Genomic DNA, 23,394 nt, shown 5'->3' with positions numbered 1-23,394 from the left:
GGCGCCCCGTCCCGCCGTACGCGGCCGCGGCCCGCCGTCCTCCGGCGCCTCATCCCGCCGTACGCGGCTCTCCCGCCGCGTCGCCACCGCCCCAGCTGCGCGCCGTCCCATCCCCGCCGCCGCAGCGCGCCGCCGCCCCCCGCCGCAGCTGCGGGCAGTCGTGCCGCTGGGGCGGCACGGGTGGGCGCAGCGGCACCCCGCTACGCCGGGCCGCGTCACCCTCGCGCCCGCACCCACCCCGGGTGCCGAGTGCGACGCCGGGTCGCGGCACACCCCCGGGCGTCAGTCGGTGAGGCGGGTGAGGGCCTCCTCGACCGTTACTTCCTCGCGCTCGCCCGTACGGCGGTCCTTCAGTTCGACGACGCCCTCGGCGGAGCGGCGGCCGGCCACCAGGATCTGGGGGACGCCGATGAGTTCCGCGTCGGTGAACTTCACGCCGGGAGAGACCCCCGCCCGGTCGTCCACCAGGACGCGGACGCCGGCCGCGGCCAGCTTGTCGGAGACCTCCAGGGCCAGCTCGGTCTGCAGGGCCTTGCCCGCGGCGACCACGTGGACGTCGGCCGGGGCGACCTCCTTGGACCAGACGAGGCCCTTGTCGTCGGCGTGCTGTTCGGCGAGGGCGGCCACCGCGCGGGAGACGCCGATGCCGTAGGAACCCATGGTGACGCGGGCCGGCTTGCCGTTCTGGCCGAGGACGTCGAGCTTGAGGGCGTCGGCGTACTTGCGGCCCAGCTGGAAGATGTGGCCGATCTCGATGGCGCGGTCCAGGCTGAGGCCGGTGCCGCAGTTGGGGCAGGGGTCGCCTTCGCGGACGACCACGACGTCGACGTAGGTGTCGACCTCGAAGTCGCGGCCCGCCACGACGTTCTTGGCGTGGGTGTCGGCCTTGTTGGCGCCCGTGATCCACGCGGTGCCCGGCGCGACGCGGGGGTCGGCGATGTACTTGACCTTCTCGCCCAGGCCCTGCGGGCCGACGTAGCCGCGGACCAGGTCGGGGCGGCCGACGAAGTCCTCGGCGGTGACCAGTTCGACGGCGGCGGGGGCGAAGTGGGCCTCGACCTTGTCCATGTCGACCTCGCGGTCGCCGGGGACGCCCACGGCGACGATCTCGCCGTCCACCTTGACGAGGAGGTTCTTGAGGGTGGCGGAGGCCTCGACGCCGAGGGAGGCGGCCAGGGTCTCGATGGTGGGGGTGTCGGGGGTCGGGATGTCTTCGGCTGCGGGGGTGTTGGTGGCGTCCGTGGGGGTGAGGGTGTAGGTGATCGCCTCGGTGTTGGCGGCGTAGTCGCAGTTCGGGCAGTCCGCGAAGGTGTCCTCGCCGGCCTCCGCGGGGGCCAGGAACTCCTCGGACTTGGAGCCGCCCATGGCGCCGGCGGTGGCCGCGACGATGCGGTAGTCGAGGCCCAGGCGCTCGAAGATGCGCTGGTAGGCGGCGCGGTGCAGGGCGTAGGACTCGGCGAGGCCCTCGTCGGCCACGTCGAAGGAGTAGGAGTCCTTCATGAGGAACTCGCGGCCCCGCAGGATGCCGGCCCGGGGGCGGGCCTCGTCGCGGTACTTGTTCTGGATCTGGTAGAGGATGACCGGCAGGTCCTTGTAGGACGATGCCTGGTCCTTGACGAGGAGGGTGAAGATCTCCTCGTGGGTCGGGCCGAGGAGGTAGTCGCCGCCCTTGCGGTCCTGGAGGCGGAAGAGTTCGGGCCCGTACTCGTCCCAGCGGCCCGTGGCCTCGTACGGCTCGCGCGGCAGGAGGGCGGGGAGCTGGACCTCCTGGGCGCCGATGGCGTCCATCTCCTCGCGGACGATGCGCTCGATGTTGCCGAGGACCTTCTTGCCGAGCGGCAGCCAGCTCCACAGGCCGGCGGCGGTGCGGCGCACGTAGCCGGCGCGGACCAGCAGCTTGTGGCTGAGGACCTCGGCGTCCGCCGGGTCGTCGCGCAGCGTCTTCGCCATCAACTTCGACATGCGCTGGACCGGTGCCTTGGCCATGGTTCTCGTGTCTCCTGCTGCGTAAGGGTGGTGCTAGGAGGTTAGCCGGGCGGTCCGGTGGGGTGGAAATCGGTTATCGACCGGGGGTGCGCCTCAGCAGGGGGAGCGTGGCGCCCATGACCGCGTACGGCTTGGGGGCGCTGGGGAAGAGGACCCGGCGGGCGAGGTCCTGGTAGCCGAGGGAGCGGTAGAGGCCGCGGGCGGGGCTCTCGGTGTCGATCGCGGAGAGGATCGAGCGGGGCTCGGTGGCGGCGTCGGTGATCGTGGTGATCAGAGCGCGTCCCGCGCCGCGGTCCTGGTGGGACGGGTGGACGTGGAGTTCGGTGATGACGAAGGAGTCGTCGAGCCAGGCGTCGGTGCCCTGGGCGCGGAGGTACGGCTCGACGACGGTGGACCACCAGTGGGTGCGGTCGTTGGGCATGCCGTAGACGAAGCCGACGAGACGGCCCCGGACGGTGGCGCCGAGGGCTCTCGCTCCGGGGTGGGTCATGTGGCGCAGGACGATCTGACGGCGGACGGCCACCTCGTCGGGGCCGAGGCCGAAGGCGGCGGCTTGGACGGCCAGGGCCTCGTCCACGTGCGCGGAGAGGTCCAGTGGGCCGATCACGAGGTCCATGCCGGGAGCCTACAGGGGGGTGGGGTGGGGGGTGCCGGTGCAGGTGGTGCGCCGGGGGCTCAGAACAGGACGCTCATGAAGGCGCCCACCTCTTGGAAACCGACCCGGAGGTAGGTCCGTCGCGCCGCGGTGTTGAAGTCGTTGACGTAGAGGCTCGCCACCGGGGCGACGTCCGCGAGGGCGTAGCGCAGGACCGCGGCCATGCCGGCGGCCGCCAGGCCCTTGCCGCGGTACTCGGGGGCCACCCACACGCCCTGGATCTGGCAGGCGCGGTCGGTGGCGGCGCCGATCTCGGCCTTGAAGACGACCTTGCCGTCGGCGTCGAAGCGGGCGAAGGAGCGGCCGTGGCCGACGAGTTCGGCGACCCGGGCCTGGTAGAGCAGGCCGCCGTCGCCGGCCATCGGGGAGATGCCGACCTCCTCGGTGAACATCGCCACGCAGGCCGGCATGATCCGGTCCACCTCGTCCCTGCGGACGCGGCGGACGTAGGGGTCCGGGGCGATGTCGTCGGGGAGGCGGTCGGTGACCATGAGGGGCTGGTGGGTGCGGACCTCGCGGGCCGGGCCCCAGCCCGGTTCGAGCAGCCGCCACAGCTGCGCGGTCGGACCGGCCGGGCCGACGATCGAGGAGCAGCGGCGGCCGGCCCGGCGGGCGCGGTCGGCGAAGGCGCGGACGGCGCGCGGGGTGGCGCAGATGGGCACGAGGTTGGCGCCCGCGTAGCACAGGGACGTGAGCATGCCGTGCTCGTACCAGCCCCACATCTCGCCGCCGAGGCGCCACGGGTCGAGACCGGCGATCTGGACGCGGGCGGTCACGAAGGCGTTCGCGACCGGGTCGCGGTCGAGGATGGCGAGCGCGGCGTCCAGGTCGCTCGGTTCGAGCACGCGGGAGGTGGTCTGCGTCAACACGTGCGGGGGCCTCACCCTGAGATCTGCTGGTCCCCGCACTGTACCTGCCGCGCATATGCCGCGCCGCCCCCCTGGGGCGACGCGGCAGTGGCGGGAGGGATCAGCCGGCCACGGCGACGGAGGGTTCGCCCGAGGCCACGCCGTCCTTCTCCATCTGTTCGGCGATCTTCATGGCCTCGTCGATGAGGGTCTCCACGATCTTGGACTCGGGGACGGTCTTGACGACCTCGCCCTTGACGAAGATCTGGCCCTTGCCGTTGCCGGAGGCGACGCCGAGGTCGGCCTCGCGGGCCTCGCCGGGGCCGTTGACGACGCAGCCCATGACGGCCACGCGGAGGGGGACCTCCATGCCTTCCAGGCCGGCGGTGACCTCCTCCGCCAGCTTGTAGACGTCGACCTGGGCGCGGCCGCAGGACGGGCAGGAGACGATCTCCAGGCCGCGCTGGCGCAGGTTCAGCGACTCCAGGATCTGGATGCCGACCTTGATCTCCTCCACCGGCGGGGCGCTCAGCGACACCCGGATGGTGTCGCCGATGCCCTGGGAGAGGAGCGCGCCGAAGGCGACCGCCGACTTGATGGTGCCCTGGAACGCCGGGCCCGCCTCGGTGACGCCGAGGTGGAGGGGGTAGTCGCACTGGGCGGCGAGCTGGCGGTAGGCCTCGACCATCACGACCGGGTCGTTGTGCTTGACCGAGATCTTGATGTCGCGGAAGTCGTGCTCCTCGAAGAGTGATGCTTCCCAGAGGGCGGATTCGGCGAGTGCCTCCGGGGTCGCCTTGCCGTACTTCTGGAGGAGGCGGCGGTCCAGGGAGCCCGCGTTCACGCCGATGCGGATGGGCGTGCCGTGGTCCTTCGCCGCCTTGGCGATCTCCTTGACCTTGTCGTCGAACTGCTTGATGTTGCCCGGGTTCACGCGGACCGCGGCGCAGCCCGCCTCGATCGCGGCGAAGACGTACTTGGGCTGGAAGTGGATGTCCGCGATCACCGGGATCTGCGACTTCTTCGCGATGACGGACAGCGCGTCCGCGTCGTCCTGGGTGGGGCAGGCCACCCGGACGATCTGGCAGCCGGACGCCGTCAGCTCGGCGATCTGCTGGAGCGTCGCCCCGATGTCGGAGGTGCGGGTGGTGGTCATGGACTGCACCGACACGGGGGCGTCGCCGCCCACCGCCACGGGCCCGACCTGGATCTGCCGGCTCTTGCGGCGCTCCGCGAGCCTGGTCGGAACGTCCGGCATGCCGAGAGAAATCGCAGTCATCTGCTGTGCAACCCCAAGTCGTGGATCAAGGTCCGGCCCCGTTCAGCGGCGGGCTCCGGCATTCGAGATTACGGCACCGACATGAACGCCGGATACGCGGCGTACGGGAGATGCACCCTATGGCGTCCATCTGCGGGGGGTGGTGAGTGAAGCCCGGTCCGGAGGGACATGCTCTCCGGATCGGGCTTCTCATCGGATCGGTCGGACGGCCCGTGGATCGGATGATCGGGCCGCGGTTGCGGCGGGCGGTCCGGTGCTCAGGTGCTCAGGTGATGCGGACCGGGTTGACGACGTCCGCCACCAGCACGAGCAGCGTGAAGCAGACGAAGACGCCCGCCACCACATAGGCCACCGGCATCAGCTTCGCCACGTCGAAGGGCCCCGGGTCGGGCCTGCGCAGCACCCTCGCGGTGCCGCGGCGCAGCGACTCCCACAGGGCGCCCGCGATGTGGCCGCCGTCGAGCGGCAGCAGCGGGAGCATGTTGAAGAGGAACAGGGAGAGGTTGAAGCCGGCCACCAGCATGACGAACATGGCGAGCTGCTGGGTGGGCGGGATGTCGAGGGTGGCGATCTCGCCGCCGACGCGGGCCGCGCCGACGACGCCCATCGGGGAGTCGGCCTCGCGGGGTCCGTCGCCGAAGGCCGCGTCCCACAGGGCGGGGATCTTGGCGGGCAGGGCGGCGAGGTTGTCGACGGCGTCGCCGATCCGGTCGCCCATCCAGGTCACGGACTGGCCGAAGTCCTGTTTCACCACGCCGGTGGCGGAGCTGAAGCCGAGGAAGCCCGCGGTGACGTACTCGCCCTGGACGATCTGTCCGTTGGAGTCCTTCTTGGCGACCTTGTTGGTGGCGATGGTCGCGTGGAGGGTGATCTCCTCGCCCTTGCGCTCGACGACGACCGGCACGTCGTCGCCCGGGTTGGCGCGGATCAGGTCGGACAGCCTGTCCCAGTCGTCGGTGCGTACGCCGTCGAAGGCGAGGATCTTGTCGCCCGCCCTGAGGCCCGCCGCGGCGGCCGGGGAGGCGGGGTCGGACTTGGCGCAGTCGTCGCGGTTCTCGCTCTGCGAGATGACGCACTGGGAGACCGAGCTGACGGTGGTGGTCTGCTGGGAGATGCCGAAGCCCATCAGCACCGTGAGAAAGAGCACCACGGCGAGGATCAGGTTCATGAACGGGCCGGCGAACATCACGATGACGCGCTTCCACGGCTTGCGCGTGTAGAAGAGGCGCTTCTCGTCACCGGGCTGCAGTTCCTCGAAGGCGGCCGAGCGGGCGTCCTCTATCATCCCGCGCCAGGGCGAGGTGGAGCGTGCCTCCATGCGGCCGTCGGGGCCGGGCGGGAACATGCCGATCATGCGGATGTAGCCGCCGAAGGGGATGGCCTTGACCCCGTACTCGGTGTCGCCCTTCTTCCTGGAGAAGAGCGTCGGTCCGAAGCCCACCATGTACTGCGGCACCCGGATGCCGAACATCTTGGCGGTGGACAGGTGGCCCAGCTCGTGCCAGGCGATGGAGAAGAGCAGGCCGACGGCGAAGAGGACTATGCCGAGGATGAACATCAGGGTCGTCATGCACGGGCCTCCGCCGTCTGTGCCGCCAGTTGCCGGGCCCGGGCGCGTGCCCAGGTCTCCGCTTCGAGGACGTCCGCGACGGTGAGCGAGGTTCCCGTACGGGGGGTGCCGTGCTCCTCGACCACCCGCGTGACGGTCTCCATGATCCCGAGAAACGGCAGTGCGCCGGAGCGGAACGCCTCGACGCACTCCTCATTGGCGGCATTGAACACCGCCGGGGCCGTGCCCGCGAGCTGTCCGACGTGCCTGGCCAGGTTGACGGAGGGGAAGGCCTCGTTGTCGAGCGGGAAGAACTCCCAGGTCGAGGCCTTGCTCCAGTCGAAGGCGGGGGCGGCGTCGGGGACGCGTTCGGGCCAGCCGAGGCCCACGGCGATGGGCCCGCCCATGTCGGGGGGCGTGGCGTGGGCCAGTGTCGATCCGTCCGTGTACTCAACCATCGAGTGGACATACGACTGCGGGTGCACGACCACCTCAATGCGGTCGAAGGGAATGTCGTAGAGCAGGTGGGCCTCGATCACCTCCAGGCCCTTGTTGACGAGGGTCGCGGAGTTGATCGTGATCACCGGGCCCATGGCCCAGGTGGGGTGGGCGAGCGCGTCCTCGACGGTGACCGCCGCCAGCTCGTCCCTGGTACGGCCCCGGAACGGGCCGCCGGACGCGGTGACGACCAGCTTGCGCACGTCGGCGCGGGTGCCGGCGGCCAGCGCCTGGAAGAGGGCGGCGTGTTCGGAGTCGACCGGGATGATCTGGCCCGGCTTGGCCAGCGCCTTGACCAGCGGGCCGCCGACGATGAGCGACTCCTTGTTGGCCAGCGCGAGGGTGCGGCCCGCCTCCAGGGCGGCGAGGGTCGGTGCGAGTCCGATGGAGCCGGTGATGCCGTTGAGGACGGTGTGGCAGTCGGAGGCGGCGAGCTGGGTGGCCGCCTCCGGTCCGGCGAGGATCTCGGGGAGCGGCTCGCCCGTCCCGTACCGGGCGGAGAGCGCCTCCCGCAGCGCCGGTACGACGTCCTCGCGGGCGACGGCGACGGTCCGCGCCTTCAGCCGGTACGCCTGCTCGGCGAGGAGGGCGACCCGGCTGCCGTTGGCGGACAGGGCGGTGACCCGGAAACGGTCCGGGTTGCGCAGCACGAGGTCGATGGCCTGGGTCCCGATCGACCCGGTGGACCCGAGGATCACCACGTCCTTCGGGCCGTCGCCCGCCACCGGGTCGTAGACGAGGTGGGGGTCGGCGAGGGGGGCTGGACTGTCGCTCATCCCCCCATTGTGTCCGCAACGGCCCTCCGGGAGGACAGCGCGTCCCTCGGTCGGGTGTCGCGGGCCCGCACGAGGGAGTGCGCTGGGCCTCCGGCCGGTTCCTGCCCGGACCGGTCATGGCGTCTGCGACGGCGCGCGCCGCTGCGGGCGGTTCGAGTCGCCGGGCCCGGTGGGAGGCCCCGGGCACCCGTCCGGGGCCGGGCGCCCACTCCGGCCCCTTCGGCGGCCCCGACCTGGCCGGACACCCGGGTTGGCTCCCCGGGGGCGCACACACGCGACGGGGCTGCGGCCCGGCACCGCTTTGCGGGCGGGCCGGGCCCCACGGCTCAGCCGATGGCGCGGCGGACGTTCTCCCGCTGCGGGGGTCCCGGTGTCGCGTCCGCGATCCACGGGCCGTCGCCGGACGGGTCGACGACGCCCTCCTCCAGCCACTCGTACGCGCCGCCCAGCACGCCCTTGACGACCTTGCGGTCCAGGTCGTCGGTGTTGCTCCACAGGCGGCCGAAGAGTTCCTCGACGCGGATGCGGGACTGGCGGCAGAAGGCGTCGGCGAGCTGGTAGGCCTCGCGGCCGTGGTCGTCCTTGGCGCGCAGGTGCTCGGCGCGTACACACGCGGCGCTCATCGCGAACAGCTCCGCGCCGATGTCGACGATCCGGCCCAGGAAGCCCTGCTTGGTCTCCATCCGGCCCTGCCAGCGGGACATGGCGTAGAAGGTGGAGCGGGCGAGTTTGCGGGCGGTGCGTTCGACGTAGCGCAGGTGGCCGGCGAGGTCGGGGTGGCCGGAGGGGTGGAAGTCGGCGTACGAGCGCGGGAGTTGGCCGGGGCCCGCGACGAGCTTCGGCAGCCACTTGGCGTAGAAGACGCCGGCCTGGGCGCCCGCCCTCGCCTTGTCGGAGAGGGTCTTGTCGGGGTCGATCAGGTCGCCGGCGACCGAGAGGTGGGCGTCGACCGCCTCGCGCGCGATCAGCAGGTGCATGATCTCGGTGGAGCCCTCGAAGATGCGGTTGATGCGCAGGTCCCGCAGGAGCTGCTCGGCGGGGACCGCGCGCTCGCCCCGGGCTTCGAGGGAGGCCGCGGTCTCGAAGCCCCGGCCGCCGCGGATCTGGACCAGTTCGTCGGCCATCAGGCAGGCCATCTCGGAGCCGTAGAGCTTGGCGAGGGCGGCCTCGATGCGGATGTCGTTGCGGTCCTCGTCGGCCATCTGGGAGGAGAGGTCCAGGACGGCCTCCAGGGCGAAGGTGGTCGCCGCGATGAAGGAGATCTTGGAGCCGACCGCCTCGTGCAGCGCGACCGGCTTGCCCCACTGCTCGCGCACCGCCGACCACTCGCGGGCGATCTTCAGGCACCACTTGCCGGCGCCGACGCACATGGCGGGCAGCGAGAGGCGGCCGGTGTTGAGGGTGGTGAGGGCGATCTTCAGGCCCGCACCCTCGGGGCCGATGCGGTGGGCGGCCGGGACGCGGACGCGGTGGAAGCGGGTGACGCCGTTCTCCAGGCCGCGCAGGCCCATGAAGGCGTTGCGGTTCTCGACCGTGATGCCCTCGGAGGCGGCCTCGACGACGAAGGCGGTGATGCCTCCCTTGCCGCCCGCCGCGTCCTTGCCGCCCTCGGGCTTCGGGACGCGGGCCATGACCACGAGCAGGTCGGCGACCACGCCGTTGGTGGTCCACAGCTTCACGCCGTCCAGGACGTAGTCGTCGCCGTCCCGGACGGCCGTGGTGGCCAGCCGGGCCGGGTCGGAGCCGACGTCCGGCTCCGTCAGCAGGAAGGCCGAGATGTCGGTGCGGGCGCAGCGCGGCAGGAAGGTGTCCTTCTGCTCCTGGGTGCCGAACATCTTCAGCGGCTGCGGCACGCCGATCGACTGGTGGGCGGAGAGCAGCGCGCCGATCGCGGGGTTCGCGGATCCGGCCAGGGCGAGGGCCTTGTTGTAGTAGACCTGGGTCAGGCCGAGGCCGCCGTACTTGGTGTCGATCTTCATGCCGAAGGCGCCCAGCTCCTTCAGCCCGGTGATCACGTCGTCGGGGATCCGCGCGTCGCGCTCGATCACCGCCCCGTCGATCTTCGTCTCGCAGAAGTCGCGCAGCTTGGCGAGGAACTCCTCGCCGCGCTGTACGTCCTGGTCGGCCGGGAGCGGGTGGGGGTGGAGGAGGTCGAGACGGAAGCGGCCGAGGAACAGCTCCTTGGCGAAGCTGGGCTTGCGCCAGTCCTGTTCCCGGGCCGCCTCCGCGACCTGGCGGGCCTCGCGTTCGGTGACGGTGGGTCGGGAGGAGGGAGAAGAGGAGGGGGTGGGTGGTGCGGACATGAGGCTCACCTCGCCACGATTCGCACTGCACGAACTTGCGGACGTACGTTACTAGTCGGTGCTACCCGATCGTATGTACCCGATCCGGGGCGACCCAGCCACCCTTCGTGCGGCCGTTCGGCCGATACTGCGGGGGGAGGCCGGGAGAGGGGAACGCGGAGGGCAAGCGAGTCGAAGCGCTTCGACGAACTATGGACACCCATCCGCACTGCGGCTACTGTCGAACCACCCTCGCCCCACCCCTACTGGTCCCGCGCGCTGTCGAAGCGCTTCACATAGCTTGGAGAGCTGGATGGTCACCCTCGCCGAGGTCGCCCAGCACGCCGGAGTCTCGGCGAGCACGGTGAGCTATGTCCTCAGCGGCAAGCGGTCCATCTCCACCACCACCCGGCAGCGGGTCGAGGAGAGCATCCGGAAGCTCGGCTACCACCCGAACGCCGGCGCCCGCGCCCTGGCCAGCAGCCGGTCGAACATCATCGCCCTCATGATTCCGCTGCGCACCGACATGTACGTGCCGGTGATGATGGAGATCGCCATCGCCGTCGCGGCCGGTGCCCGCACCCACGGGTACGACATCCTGCTGCTCACCGGTGAGGAGGGCCCCGACGCGGTGCGCCGTGTCACCGGCAGCGGGCTCGCCGACGCCATGATCCTCATGGACGTGGAACTCGACGACGAGCGACTCCCCCTGCTGCGCGGCACCGACCAGCCGTCCGTCCTGATCGGACTCCCCGCCGACACCGAGGGCCTGACCTGCGTCGACCTGGACTTCCGGGCGACGGGCGCGCTGTGTGTGGAGCACCTGGCGCAGCTGGGGCACCGGGACATCGCCGTCATCGGCGAGGCCGCCGCCGTCTACGAACGGCACACCGGATTCGCCGAGCGCACCCTCGACGGGCTGCGCACGCGCGCCCGTGAGCTGGGTCTGCGGCTGCTGCACCGGCCCTGCGAGGGCGGGTACGACGCGATGGCCGCGACGCTGGCCCGCATCTTCGACGAACGCCCGGACACCACGGGCTTCGTCGTGCAGAACGAGTCGGCGGTCGAGCCGTTGCTCGCCCTGCTGCGCCAGCAGGGCCGGGCGGTGCCGGAGGACGTGTCGGTGGTCGCGGTCTGCCCGGAGCAGGTCGCCACCCAGGCCTCGGTGCGGCTCACCTCGGTCGCGCTGCCCGCGCAGGAGATGGGCCGGCGCGCCGTGGAACAACTGGTCGCCAAGCTCGAGGGCCGCGGCAGCGACGAGGTCGTGCTGCTCGCGCCGGAGCTGACCGTCCGGGCCAGCTCGGGACCGGCACCCGTCCGGCCGTAGCACTCCCCGTAGCACTCCTGCCCTTCGGGCCTGTCCGGCGGCCAGGTCGCAGGAAAGCCACGGCACCTCGTGGACGCAGATGGGCGTGCCAGACCCCGCGTCTGCGGCACGATCCGCCGGACAGGCCCTAGCCGCACTTCGAACCCGCAGGACTCTCCCAGGAGCATGCCGCCGGGCCCGGACATGACCGGCGGCCACGGCCGGGATCTGCCGGTCGCGCCGGTGCTGACGGTGGCGCGACGGTCCGGACGGCGTACCTTCCGGCGGGTGCGCGCTGGAGTGAGCGCAGGGGCCGGTCCCGGACCGGCCCCTGTGCCGTGGTGCGCGGGTGCTGTGATCAGCCGCCGCTGACCGTCAGGTTGTTGGTGCGGAAGTCCAGGCCGCCGGCGGACGAGGTGATCTCGTAGCCGAACTGCACGTCGCCGATGGTCTCGTTGCCCATCCAGCCCTTGGTGTCCTTGATCCACTTCAGGATCGGGAGGATGTTCACGGTGCCGGAGTTCGAGTCCGAGGTGCGCAGGAACGAGAAGACCTCGTTGGCGCCGTTGTTCCCCTTGTAGACGTTCCACGTGTGGCCGCCGAGGCTGACGGATCCCTGGGAGGTGCCGAGGGGGCCCACGGCGCCGTTGTGGTTGACCCAGAGCATGATCTCGTAGTCGTAGTCCGTGTCCCAGATGTCGTACGAGGTGTTGTACGCGCCGGAGGACGGGACCGTGACGTTGTAGCTGCTGCTGAGTGAACCGAGCGAGGTGATCGGCTTGTTGATCACCTTCTTGGCGTTCGGGTAGGACTTGATGCCGCCGGTGTTGGGGTGGTCCGCCCAGACGCCCCAGTTGGTCCCGGAGTTGACCCAGACGCACTGGCTTCCGGCGCCGGAGCCCCAGATGTTGTTGTAGAGGGTGTAGCCGTTCAGGCTCGTGTTGCCCCACTGGTCGCAGGAGTTCCAGACGGCGGCCTGGGCCGGGGCGGCGGCGAGGCCGACGGTGGCGCCGAGCGCGAGGGCCGGGGCGAGGAGAGCGGTCAGGGTGCGGGCGTGGGTGCGGGTGCGGGTGGGGCGCGTGCGTGGTGCCATGGCGTTTCCTTCCATGGGTGGGGGGACGTGCGCTGGTGCTACCGCGCCTTGACGCTGAGGACGCGGTCCTCCCCGGCGACGAGGTCGAGCGGTTCGGCGCCGGAGGGAGTCCGGAGTTCGATGCGGTGGGTGCGGTCCGGGCGCAGGACGGCCGTCGCGCTGCCGCCGGGCGTCCAGGTGAGGTCGAGTGCGGCCCCGAACCGGGTGCGTACGCCTCGGAGTTCGCCCTGCGGGCAGGAGGCGGGGAGGGCGGGGAGCAGGACCAGTCGGCCGGGGGTGGACTGCACGAGCATCTCGATGAGCACGGCGGGCAGGGCGTGCGCGGCGTCCGCGTTGTAGACGTCCCGGTGGGGGTAGTGCGCGCTCATCAGGGACGCGTGGAAGTAGTCGCCGTCCAGCACCTGGCCGAGCGCGTGGGCGACCCGGTCGCCGTCGCGGAGCCTGGCCGCGACCAGCGCGTGGTGGAGGTGGCCGTGGGCGGAGTCGTTCTCGGCGCCGCGCAGTTCGAGGGCGCGGTGCGCGGCCCCGGCGAGGTTGGGGGTGTCGTACGGGTTGATCTCGTCCAGTGGCCAGACGCCGTAGAGGTGGCTGAGGTGGCGGTGGTCGTAGCTGTCCGCCAGGCCGGGCCACGCCCACTCCGCGAGGGCGCCGTCGGCGTTGACCCGGTGCGCCGGGAGGCGGTCGGCGAGGGCGCGCCAGCGGTCGGCGTGCTCGGGGTGGCGGTCGGCGGCGGTCAGCAGGGCGTGGCGGGCGGCGGAGAGGTCCATGGCCGCGTTGAGGGCGCCCCAGCTCGCGCCCGCGGGACGGTTCTCGGGCGAGTAGGAGGGGACGACGACCAGTCGGCCGTGCTCGTCGGTGCGGTGGAGGAAGTCCTCGTAGAAGAGGGCGGCTTCGGCCAGGGCGGCGGTGGTGCGCGGGTCGTGGGCGCCTCGGGTCTCGTCGTGGTCGACGAGGGGCTTGAGCAGCCAGTCGGCGCCCGCGGTCCACAGGTGCAGCGGGTACTCGCGGCTGAAGTGGTAGGTGTGGCCGCACTCGCCGTCGGTGTGCGAGGGCGCGACCACGCCCCGGGCGCCGAAGATCTCGCGGGCGTTGTCCCGCCAGTCGGGCAGTTGCCGGTGGACCAGCGCGGCGTGCGCCTCGGTGACCTCGGGGAGAGCGGCGGCCGCGGCGGAGGCGGTCTGGAGGTTGAGGTTGGCGTTGGTGGTGAAGGCGCCGGACCAGGCGGTGTTCCAGTCGCCGGTCCACAGGCCGGTGAGGCGGGGCGGGAGCAGGCCGCTCGCCGAGAGCAGGTGGTAGCGGCCGGCGGCGAAGAGCCGCTCCAGGAGGGCGGGGCCGCCGGGCCGGGCGAGCAGTTCCGAGCCCGGCAGGGCGCGTTCGGCGGGGTCGGCGGCGAGGTCGAGGGTGACGCGGTCGTAGGCGGTGCGGTGCCGGGTGAGGTGCCGGGCGAGGAGGCCGTCGTAGGCGGCCGCGGACGAGGCCGCGGACGAGGCGCCGTCCAGCAGGTCGCGCAGGGCGCGGCTCTCGGCGACCGTGTCCAGCTCGCCGGTGTGGCGGTGCACCCGGGTCAGCAGCAGCACCTCGGTGGCGCCCTCGACGAGGATGCCGGGCGGTGTGAGCCTCGTGGTGCCGCCGGTGACGGCGACCAGGGTGACGCCGGTGTGGGCGAGGTCGCTGCCGGGGTAGCGGGCACGCAGGGTGAGCAGGGCGCCGTCGGGGGCGAGGACGGCGCCGTGGCCGATGCGGAGCCCGGCGGGGGCGCCGGGGAGACGGGGGTCGAGGGACAGGTCGAGGGTGAGGTGCGGGGCGGTGACGCGCTGGACGATCACGTCGTCGGCGCGGGAGACGAAGACGCGGCTGGTCCAGCCGCCGCGGGTGGCCGTGGTCTCGCCGGTGGCGAAGTCGACGGCACGGCGGTACGGGGCGTAGGTGCGGTGGGTGTCGTAGGGGTGGTGGGTGCCGTCGCCCGGTGGTCGGTTCAGGCGCAGTTGGAAGGCCGGGTGGAAAGGGCGCACCCATCGCAGCATGCGGCCGTCGGTGAAGTCCTCGGCGGCCCTGGCCTCCCCGGCCAGCAGGCGGTCCTGGAGGGCGGGGAGCCCGGCGGCGAGCGCGGGCGGGCGGCGGTGTGCGTCGTCGCCGTCGGGGCGGACGAGGGTGTGGTGGGTGACGATGACCCGGTCGGCCTCCGGATCGCCGAACACGAGCGCGCCGTGATGGCCGTTGCCGCTCAGGAAGGCGTCCTCCCAGCGGGCGGCGGGCGCCGGCTCCCAGGTGCCGTGGACGGGCGTGGCGCTCATGGCTTCAGCACCGCCGCGCCGTAGCGGCCGAGGGTGATCCGGTCGGTGGCCGTCGTCCGGGTCAGCAGGTCGTGGTGGGTGCCCGGGAGGTCGACGGTGACCGGTTCGCGGCCGTGGTTGAGCAGGAACAGCAGGTCACCGCGCCGGACCGCCTCGACGCCGGCCCGGAGTCCGTCGAGCACCGGCCGGACGCCCGCGTCGGCCGCGGCGCGGGTCAGCAGCGCGCGCAGCGGGTCCGGCTCGGGGAGCGTCGAGACGTACCAGGCGCGGCCCTTGCGCAGGACGGCCGGCAGTCCGTCGAGTTCCCCGCCCTGGTAGGCGATCGTCTCGTCGGCGGTGCCGTCGGGCTCGAGTTCCTCGGACCACAGGGTGCCGCGCAGGCCGCCCTCGCACTCGGCTCTCTCGCCCGGCTGGAGCGGCCACCACTCGTGCAGGGTGCGGATGCCGAACAGCTCGCGCAGCCGGACGTCCATGGCGCCGGGCCGTATCCGGTCGTCCTGGTCGGCGACACCGGTCAGGAAGCCGCAGACGAGTGTGTTGCCGCGACGCACGTGGGCGAGGAGGTTGTCGACGGCCGCGTCGGTGAGGAGGTAGAGCTGCGGGACGACCACCAGCCGGTAGCCGGTGAGGTCGTGCTCGGGGTGGGCGAAGTCGGTGGTGAGACCGGCCCGCCAGAGCGCGCGGTGCCAGGCGCGGAGGACGTCCGGGTAGTCGACCTCGCGGGAGGGCCGGGCCTCCTGGTCGCCGGCCCACCAGGAGTGCCAGTCGTGCAGGACGGCGACGTCGGCGGCGACCGCGCCGCCGCTGACGTGCGGGGCGATCCGGGCCAGGTCGGCGCCGAGCTGCTTGACCTCCTGGAAGGTACGCCCCCGCTCCCCCGCGTGGGAGACCATCCCGGAGTGGAACTTCTCGGCGCCCTGCCGGGACTGGCGCCACTGGAAGTAGCAGACGGCGTCGGCGCCGCGGGCCACCGCCTGGAGCGACCAGAGACGGCCCAGGCCGCGCGGCTTGGGGTGGTTCACGCCGCGCCAGTTGACGGGTCCGGCCGCCTGTTCCATGAGCATCCACGGTCCGCGGGCCTGGGAGCGGGTCATGTCCTGGACCAACGCGCCTTCCTGGGCGCCGAAGGGGTCGCGCGGGTCGGGGTAGAGGTCGACGGAGACGACGTCCTCCTCCTCGGCCCAGCGCCAGGCGTCCAGGCCGGACCACAGCGGCATGAAGTTGGTGGTGACCGGGATGTGCGGGGTGTGGCGGCGGACGATGTCGCGTTCGGCGGTGCAGCACTCCAGGAGCATGTCGGAGGTGAAGCGCCGGAAGTCCAGGACCTGGGCCGGGTTCTTGAGGTAGTGGGTGCGGCGGGCCGGCAGGATCTCCGCCCAGTCGCCGTAGCCCTGGCTCCAGAAGGCGGTGCCCCAGGCGGTGTTGAGGGCGTCGAGGGTGCCGTAGCGGTCCTGGAGCCAGCGGCGGAAGCGGGTGGCGGCCTCGTCGCCGTGGTCGTAGGTGCAGTACTCGTTGTTGATGTGCCACAGGGTGAGCGCGGGATGACTCGCGTACCGCGCGGCCAGTGCCTCGGTGATGGCGGCGGCATGGTGGCGGTAGGCGGTGCTGGAGTGCGAGAAGTGCTGCCGTCCGCCCCAGCGTTCGGCGCGGCCGTCGGGGTCGCGGGGCAGGGTGTCGGGGTGGAGGTGGCCCAGCCACGGCGGGGGCGAGGCGGTGGGGGTGGCGAGGACGACGCCGATGCCGGCCTCGTGCAGCAGGTCCATGAGCCGGTCCAGCCAGCCGAAGTCGTGGACGCCGGGGCGTGGTTCGAGCTTCGACCAGGAGAAGACGCCGAGGGTGACGGAGTTGACGCCGGCGGCCTTCATCAGGCGTATGTCCTCGGGCCAGGTCTCCTCGGGCCACTGCTCGGGGTTGTAGTCGCCGCCGTAGAGGATGCGTCGGCGGGTGGCGTCCGACAGGTCCGGCATCAGCCCTTCACCGCCCCGGTGAGCATGCCCTTCCTGAAGTGGCGCTGGACGAAGGGCGACAGGACGGCGACCGGCAGCAGGGCCATGACCATCACGGCCATCTGGACGGCCAGCCCGGACAGTTCACCGGTCTTGATCGCCTGGCCGAGGCCGACCGGCGCCTCCTGCTTCTGCACCAGCTGGATCATGACGTTCTGGAGAGGCAGCATGTCCTGGTCGTTCAGGTAGAGGGAGGCGTTGAACCAGGCGCTCCAGTAGCCGACGGCGTAGAAGAGGGTGATCACCGCGACGACCGCGCGGGACAGCGGCAGGACGATCTGCCACAGGATGCGCAGGTCCCCGGCGCCGTCGATGCGGGCGCTGTCGATCAGTTCCTGGGAGATGCCCATGAAGAAGCCGCGCAGCACCAGGATGTTGAAGACGCTGATCGCGCTGGGGAGGATCAGCGCGAGGTAGCTGTCGGTCAGGCCCAGGGACTGCACCAGCAGGTAGGTGGGGATGAGACCCGCGCTGAAGAACATCGTGGCTAGCAGCACCATGAGGATCCAGCGGTGGCCCAGCGAGCCGGTGCGGGAGAGCCCGTAGGCGCACAGTACGGACACCGCCATGGAGAACAGGGTGCCGACGAGTGTGACGCCGATGCTGACGAGTGCGGCGCGGGTCACCTGGCCGCCGCTGAGCAGCTCCTGGTAGGCGACGAAGGTGATGTCCTTGGGGATCATCACGAGGCCGCCCGCCTCGTCGATGGACCTGCGGCTGGACAGGCTGGTGACGACGACGATCCACAGCGGGAAGAGGATGCCCAGGCAGGCCAGGAGCAGCACGAGCCCCTTGCCGGCGAGTCCGGCCCGGCTGGGCTCCTCCTCCCACACGGGGCGGGGCGGGGCCGCCCACGGGCGGCGGGGCCCCGGTGCGGGCGGGTCGCTCGCGGCGGTCTTGTCCCGTACGGCCGTCGCTTCGGGTACGGCGGTCACTTCTTGTACACCCCCTGCTCGCCCATGAGGTGGGCCACCTTGTTGGCGACCAGCACCAGGCCGAGGCTGATGACGCCCTTGACGAGCCCCGCGGCGGCCGCGTAGCCGAAGTCCTGGTTGCGCACGCCGTTCCACCACACGAAGGTGTCGAGGACCTCGGCGGCGCCGGGGCCCACGGCGTCGCGTTGCAGCAGGATCTGTTCGAAGCCGACCGTCAGGGCGTCGCCGACGCGCAGCACCAGCAGCAGGGCGATCACCGGGCGCAGCGCGGGCAGCGTGACGTGCCACATGCGGCGCCAGCGGTTCGCGCCGTCCATCGCGGCGGCCTCGTACAGGTCGGGACTGACCGAGGCGAGGGCGGCGAGGAAGACGATGATCCCCCAGCCGGCGTCCTTCCACACGCTCTGCGCGGTGACCAGGAACTTGAAGGTGTCCGGGTCGGTCATGACGCTCAGCCCGTCGTACCCGTGGTCGCGCAGCAGCTGGGAGAGCAGCCCGGCGCCGCCGAGCAGTTGCTGGAAGACGGCGATCACCAGCACCCACGAGAAGAAGTGCGGCAGGTAGAGGATGGCCTGCGAGATGGCCCGCACCCGGGGCCTGACCACGCTGTTGATCAGCAGCGCGAGCGCGATGGGGATCGGGAAGTACAGCACGAGCTGGAGCAGGAAGAGCACGAGCGTGTTGCGCACCGAGTTCCAGAAGGCGGAGTCCTCGAAGATCCGCTGGAAGTTCTCCAGGCCCACCCAGGGGCTGTGCAGGATGGAGACGATCCCGTTGTCGCTGATGTAGGGGTCGTACTCCTGGAAGGCGACGACGTTTCCGAGGATCGGCACGTAGTTGAAGAGCAGTACCAGCAGCACGGCCGGCAGCGTCATCAGCAGCAGCAGGCGGTCACGGCGGAACCGCAGCCGCAGGCTCAGCTTCCCCGGCTGCCGCTTCTTCCCGCGGGGGCCGGTGGCGTCGCCGGACGCCACCGGGGTCTTCTTCGTCGCATCGGCCTCGGTCCTGGTCCGAGGCACCGTGCTGTGGGACACGGTGGTTCTCCTTGCCTCGGTACCTGGTCAGCCGGCCGCCGGACCGTTCTCGTCGAGGATCTTCCGGTACCAGTCGCGCAGCTTGTCCCCGCCCTTGCTCTTCCAGTCGGAGACGGCCTGCTGCATGTCGCCGATCTTCTTGCGGCCGCGGACGATGTCGTCCTCCAGCTGCTCGAAGTCGTTGGAGAGGTTGGTGTAGCGGGCGGGCTCGACGATCTGCATGCCGTAGAACGTGGGCTTCTTGGTGGCGGCGCCCGTCCGTTGCTGCCACTCGACCTGCCCCTTGGCGACCTCGGGGAAGTCGGGGTGGGCGATGGTCGCCGCGGGGCTCGCGACCATCACGTAGGCGTTCATCACGTCGATGTTGCCCTGGTCGGTCTTGGTGGGCACGCCGTCCTTGACGGTGTAGTGGGTGCCCTCGACGCCGTAGTTGGTGGCCATGTACTCCTTGGTGCCGTACGGCGCGGCGGTGACGTTGGCGACGGCCAGCACGTCGCGGATCACGGACTTGGACGCCTTCTTGTTGACGAAGGCGAAGATGCTGGCCGGGTTCTGCGCCCAGAGCGTGGGTGCACCGCCGTCGTGCCCGAAGAAGTCCATGCCCCAGATCTTGAACTCGGGGTTCTGGACGGCCTGTTCCGCGGTGCGGCTCCACCACTGGGAGATGTCCTGGTTGTAGACGAGGAACTCCCCGGCGGCGAACTTGGGCCCGGGGTCGGCGGCGTTGGACTTGCCGAGCTTGGCGTCGGGGTGCACGACCCCGGCGGCGAACAGCTTGCGCGTCCACTCCAGCGCCTCGAGGTACTCGTCGGTCTCGGCGCGGTAGATCAGCTTGCCGTCGACCTGGTTCCAGCCGAGCGACTTCTCGTTGCCGGAGAGCACACCGAAGGCGTTGAAGGCGGTCCACTTCATGTCCAGACAGGCCCAGCGCTTGGCCTTGGCGTTGGTGGCGTCCTTGGCCATCGCCATGAACTCGTCGCAGGACCGCGGGACGTCGTAGCCCTCCTTCTCGAAGATGTCCTGCCGGTACAGCGGCACGATGCCGGACACGTACGAGGACGGCATCGGCAGGCCGAGCAGCTTGCCGCCGAAGATGGAGCGCTGCCAGGCGTCGGTGGGGATCGCGGCGAGGTTCGGGTACTCCTTGACCGCGTCGCCGGACAGGTAGGGGCCGAGGTCGGCGAACTTGCCGATGATGGCGCTGGGTATCTTGCCGGTCATGTTCCAGCCGGGGACGACCACGACGTCGGGCACCTCGCTGGAGGCGAGGACCGCGCCGAGCTTCTGGTCGTAGGTGTTGCCGTCCTGGTTCTGCCAGGTCACGTCGACGCCGATGAGGTCGTTCATCGCCTTGTAGTAGGCGTTGTCGTCCTTGGGCGGGGACCCCCAGAACGGCGACATGACCGTCACCTCGCCGCCCTTGCCGAGCTTCTTGGGCACGGAGGTCTTCAGGTCCGCGAGGTCGAGCTTGCTCGTGAAGCCGACCGCGGAGCCGTTCTTGCTCGGGATGTCGGGCGTGACCACACTCGCCGCCACGTAGGCCGGCAGCAGCTTCTCGGCGTCCTTGCCCGACGTGGTGCCGTCGCGCGAGCCTCCGTCGGATCCGCCGCAGGCGGAGAGCAACGGCACCCCTCCCGCCACCGCTGCGGTGGCGACCGCGGTGGAGGCGAGGAAACTTCTCCGGCTGGGACCGGAGGCGGCGTTCGGCGTCATGTGCGTCAACCCTTCGTGCCTTCGTGGCACACCAGGACATCCGACGGTGGCCGTCGGCTGCGGTGTTGTGAGGGAACTGAAATCGGCTCGTGTCGAAGCGCTTCGATGTTGCAGCGAGGTTAAGTTAACCCCTCGGGGCACACAAGGGTCGTTCCCAAGTTTGGTGCCCTTCTTGACACCCACCCAGGGCTGCACGGAGCATCGAAGCGCTTCGACGTCCTGCCCGCTCCATCCCAAGGGGACCCTCACGTGTCCGCACCCACGCCGCCGTTCCGTGATCCGCAACTGCCGTTCGCGAAGCGCGTCGACGATCTGATGTCGCGGCTCACGCTCGACGAGAAGACCGCCTTCCTGCACCAGTTCGCGCCCGCGGTCGAGCGGCTCGGCATCGCGGCCTTCCGCACCGGCCAGGAGGCGCTGCACGGCGTGGCCTGGATGGGCCCGGCGACGGTGTTCCCGCAGGCCGTGGGGATCGGCGCCACGTGGAACGAGGAGTTGGTGCGGCGGGTCGGCGAGGCGGTGTCCAAGGAGGCCAGGGCGATGCGCGCGCGGGACGACCGTGTCGGCCTCAACGTCTGGTCCCCGACCGTGAACCTGCTGCGCCACCCGCTGTGGGGCCGCAACGAGGAGGGCTACTCCGAGGACCCGAGGCTCACCTCCGCCGTCGCCACCGCCTACACCCGGGGCCTGCGCGGCGACCACCCGACGTACTGGCGCACCGCGCCCGTCCTCAAGCACTGGCTCGCGCACAACAACGAGACCGACCGGGACACCTCCTCGTCCTCCGTCCGTCCGCGCGTCCTCAACGAGTACGACCTGCGGGCCTTCCGCGACACGGTCGAGGCGGGCGCGGTGGCCGGGGTGATGCCGGCCTACAACCTGGTCAACGGCCGCCCCAACCACCTCTCCCCGTACCTCCGCAGGCACCTGCGCGCCTGGACGGAGGACGAACTCCTGGTCTGCTCGGACGCGGGCGCGCCCTCCAACCTGGTCGACTCGGAGCACTACTTCGACACCCACGAGGAGGCGACCGCCGCCGCGCTGCGGGCCGGGGTGGACAGCTTCACCGACCACGGGACGGACTCCTCGAAGATCGTCGCCCGCGTCCGGGGCGCCCTGGACGCCGGCCTGCTGACGGAGGCGGACGTGGACGCGGCCGTGCGCCGTCAGCTGTCGGTCCGCTTCCGGCTGGGCGAGTTCGACCCGGAGCACGACCCGTACGCGGGCGCGGCGGACACCGCCGGGGACTTCGACACGCCGGAGCACCGGGCGCTCGCGCGGGAGGCGGCCGAGCAGGCGGTGGTCCTGCTCAAGAACGACGGCGTCCTGCCGCTGGCCCCCGACACCCGCGTCGCCGTCGTCGGACTGCTCGCCGACGAGTGCAAGCTCGACTGGTACAGCGGCACGCTCATCCACCGCTCCACCCCGCTGGAGGGCCTGTACGAGCGGTTCGGCGCCGACCGGGTGAGCTTCGCGGAGGGCGTGGACCGGGTACGGCTGCGCACGGCCGACGGGAGGTTCCTGCACGTCCTCCCGGCCGACGACGCCCCCGCCGAGGCGCCCGGCACGGAGGGCGCCCTGGACCCGGCCCTGCTGGCCGGCCGCACCGACCTGCCGCGCCTGACCACCGACGCCGTCGGTACCGAACTGGCGCTCATCGACTGGGGCGAGGGCGTGCTCACCCTGCGCGCGCCCGACGGCCGGTACCTGTCCGTCGCCGAGGACGGCTTCGTGCGCGCCTCCGCCGACCAGCCCGGGGGCTGGATCGTGCAGGAGACCTTCCGGCTGGAACCCCATGACGACGGTCACCTCCTGAGGCACGTGGGTACGGGTCGTCCCGTCCAGGTCGCCGCCGACAGCGTGCGGGTTGCCGCGCCGGACGTGGACGCCGCGGACGATGCGGACGCCGAGGTGTTCGAACTGGTCGTCGTCGAGCGCGGCGAGGACGCGGTGACGCGGGTGGCGGCGGGGGCGGACGTGGTCGTCGTGGTGGCGGGCAACGACCCGCACATCAACGGCCGGGAGACCGAGGACCGTACGACGCTGCGGCTGCCCGCCCAGCAGGAACGCCTGCTGCGCGCGGCCCGCGCCGCCAACCCGGCGACCGTGCTGGCGCTGGTGTCCGCCTACCCGTACGCGGTGGACGTCGAGACACTCCCGGCGGTGCTGTGGACCGCGCACGGCGGGCAGGCGGCCGGTACCGCGCTGGCCCGGGTCCTCGCCGGGGACGTCTCCCCCGCGGGCCGGCTCCCGCAGACCTGGTACGCCGACGACGCCGACCTGCCCGACCTGCTTGACTACGACGTGATCGGCGGCCGCCAGACCTACCTGTACTTCGAGGGGACGCCGCTGTTCCCCTTCGGGCACGGCCTGTCCTACGCGGCCTTCGGATACGGGGACCTGACGGCGGAGGTGCGGGACGGGACGGTGGCCGTGTCCTGCACGGTCACCAACACCGGGGAGGTGTCCGCCGACGAGGTGGCCCAGCTCTACGTCCGTGCCGAAGCCCCGTCGGTTCCGCGCCCGCGCCGCGAACTGCTGGCCCACCGCCGGTTCACCCTGGCCCCGGGGGCGTCGGACCGGGTCTCCTTCGAGGTCCCGCTGTCCGCCCTCGCGTTCTGGGACGTCGCGCACGACCGTTGGCGGCTGGAGCCTGGGCCGTACGCGCTGCTGGTGGGTGCCTCCAGCGAGGACGTGCGCCTGTCGACGACCCTGACCCTCGACGGCGAGCCCGCGGCACCGCGCCCGGTGGGCCCCCGCGGCCTGGCGGCCGTCGGCTTCGACGAGCAGAGCGGCACGGAGATCGTCGACCGGACGAAGGCGGCGGGCGACGCGCTGACGGCGGTCTCCGGCCGAACGGGCGAACTGCTCTACCGGGACTGCGACTTCGGCACCGGGGTGAGCAGGGTGACCGTGTCGGTCGCGGGTGCGGGCTCGGTCGAGGTCGCCCTCGACGGGGGCCCGTGGACGGCGGCGCTGTCACCGCAGGCCCCGACCGCGGGGCCGTACGACTACGTGGAGCTGGAGAGCTCCTTCGCCGCCGAGGGCGTCCACGATCTCCGCATCAGACTGCGCGGCTCTCTGCGGCTCGCGCACGTCGGCTTCTCCGGTTGAGGGTCCGGAGGAGTCCGGCACGGGGA

Annotated in this window: 15 protein-coding genes; 2 read left to right on the top strand and 13 right to left on the bottom strand. The window is 71.7% G+C overall.

The window, feature by feature from the left end; genetic code table 11:
* Positions 1-282: 282 nt before the first annotated feature.
* The 7 genes from ACZ7MF_RS07925 to ACZ7MF_RS07895 all read right to left on the bottom strand — a co-directional run bounded on the left by ACZ7MF_RS07925 (position 283) and on the right by ACZ7MF_RS07895 (position 9,894).
* The gene (locus ACZ7MF_RS07925; protein ID WP_471475126.1) at positions 283-1,986 is read right to left on the bottom strand and encodes a proline--tRNA ligase; all 1,704 of its coding nucleotides are present in this window, start codon (positions 1,984-1,986) and stop codon (positions 283-285) included.
* Between the two features lie 73 nt (positions 1,987-2,059).
* Positions 2,060-2,602: a GNAT family N-acetyltransferase gene (locus ACZ7MF_RS07920; RefSeq protein ID WP_471475124.1), complete on the bottom strand. Its 543-nt coding sequence runs from the start codon at positions 2,600-2,602 to the stop codon at positions 2,060-2,062.
* Positions 2,603-2,661: 59 nt separating this feature from the next.
* Positions 2,662-3,510, bottom strand: a complete 849-nt coding sequence (locus ACZ7MF_RS07915) for a GNAT family N-acetyltransferase (RefSeq protein ID WP_471475123.1) — start codon at positions 3,508-3,510, stop codon at positions 2,662-2,664.
* A gap of 100 nt (positions 3,511-3,610) precedes the next feature.
* Positions 3,611-4,768 (bottom strand): flavodoxin-dependent (E)-4-hydroxy-3-methylbut-2-enyl-diphosphate synthase, encoded by a 1,158-nt coding sequence (gene ispG, locus ACZ7MF_RS07910; protein WP_471475122.1) that lies wholly within the window; start codon positions 4,766-4,768, stop codon positions 3,611-3,613.
* A 265-nt stretch (positions 4,769-5,033) separates the two neighbouring features.
* The gene (locus ACZ7MF_RS07905) at positions 5,034-6,326 is read right to left on the bottom strand and encodes a M50 family metallopeptidase (RefSeq protein WP_471475208.1); all 1,293 of its coding nucleotides are present in this window, start codon (positions 6,324-6,326) and stop codon (positions 5,034-5,036) included.
* An 8-nt stretch (positions 6,327-6,334) separates the two neighbouring features.
* Positions 6,335-7,591, bottom strand: a complete 1,257-nt coding sequence (dxr, locus tag ACZ7MF_RS07900) for a 1-deoxy-D-xylulose-5-phosphate reductoisomerase (RefSeq protein WP_471475121.1) — start codon at positions 7,589-7,591, stop codon at positions 6,335-6,337.
* Positions 7,592-7,917: 326 nt separating this feature from the next.
* Positions 7,918-9,894 carry an acyl-CoA dehydrogenase family protein gene (locus ACZ7MF_RS07895; RefSeq protein ID WP_471475120.1) on the bottom strand — a complete coding sequence of 659 codons (1,977 nt, stop codon included), beginning with the start codon at positions 9,892-9,894 and terminating at the stop codon, positions 7,918-7,920.
* A 292-nt stretch (positions 9,895-10,186) separates the two neighbouring features.
* On the opposite strand from ACZ7MF_RS07895, the gene ACZ7MF_RS07890 reads away from it, so the two are divergent.
* Positions 10,187-11,200, top strand: coding sequence for a LacI family DNA-binding transcriptional regulator (locus ACZ7MF_RS07890; protein ID WP_471475118.1), 1,014 nt, complete (start codon positions 10,187-10,189; stop codon positions 11,198-11,200).
* 337 nt (positions 11,201-11,537) lie between these two features.
* Here ACZ7MF_RS07890 and ACZ7MF_RS07885 read toward each other — a convergent pair whose 3' ends face one another.
* The 6 genes from ACZ7MF_RS07885 to ACZ7MF_RS07860 are packed head-to-tail and all read right to left on the bottom strand — an operon-like array spanning position 11,538 to position 20,254.
* The gene (locus tag ACZ7MF_RS07885) at positions 11,538-12,272 is read right to left on the bottom strand and encodes a glycoside hydrolase family 12 protein (protein WP_471475117.1); all 735 of its coding nucleotides are present in this window, start codon (positions 12,270-12,272) and stop codon (positions 11,538-11,540) included.
* Positions 12,273-12,310: 38 nt separating this feature from the next.
* A complete protein-coding gene (locus ACZ7MF_RS07880; RefSeq protein WP_471475116.1) occupies positions 12,311-14,566 on the bottom strand; it encodes a glycosyl hydrolase family 95 catalytic domain-containing protein in 2,256 nt (751 codons plus the stop codon).
* A complete protein-coding gene (locus ACZ7MF_RS07875; protein ID WP_471475114.1) occupies positions 14,563-16,533 on the bottom strand; it encodes a beta-galactosidase in 1,971 nt (656 codons plus the stop codon). Before ACZ7MF_RS07875 ends, ACZ7MF_RS07880 begins: the two co-directional genes overlap by 4 nt.
* On the bottom strand, positions 16,533-17,507 hold the full coding sequence (locus tag ACZ7MF_RS07870; RefSeq protein ID WP_471475113.1) for a carbohydrate ABC transporter permease: 975 nt from the start codon (positions 17,505-17,507) through the stop codon (positions 16,533-16,535). Before ACZ7MF_RS07870 ends, ACZ7MF_RS07875 begins: the two co-directional genes overlap by 1 nt.
* On the bottom strand, positions 17,504-18,541 hold the full coding sequence (locus tag ACZ7MF_RS07865; protein ID WP_471475111.1) for an ABC transporter permease: 1,038 nt from the start codon (positions 18,539-18,541) through the stop codon (positions 17,504-17,506). Before ACZ7MF_RS07865 ends, ACZ7MF_RS07870 begins: the two co-directional genes overlap by 4 nt.
* Before the next feature lie 27 nt (positions 18,542-18,568).
* Entirely contained in the window at positions 18,569-20,254 is a 1,686-nt protein-coding gene (locus ACZ7MF_RS07860) for an extracellular solute-binding protein (RefSeq protein WP_471475110.1), read from the bottom strand.
* A 249-nt stretch (positions 20,255-20,503) separates the two neighbouring features.
* Between ACZ7MF_RS07860 and ACZ7MF_RS07855 the strand changes: the two genes are divergently transcribed.
* Entirely contained in the window at positions 20,504-23,368 is a 2,865-nt protein-coding gene (locus ACZ7MF_RS07855) for a glycoside hydrolase family 3 C-terminal domain-containing protein (protein WP_471475109.1), read from the top strand.
* Positions 23,369-23,394 lie beyond the last annotated feature (26 nt).

This window comes from Streptomyces sp. NPDC111628 (assembly GCF_055635195.1).
Note: the sequence above shows the minus strand (reverse complement) of the source record. Positions and strands in the feature narration are given on the sequence as shown.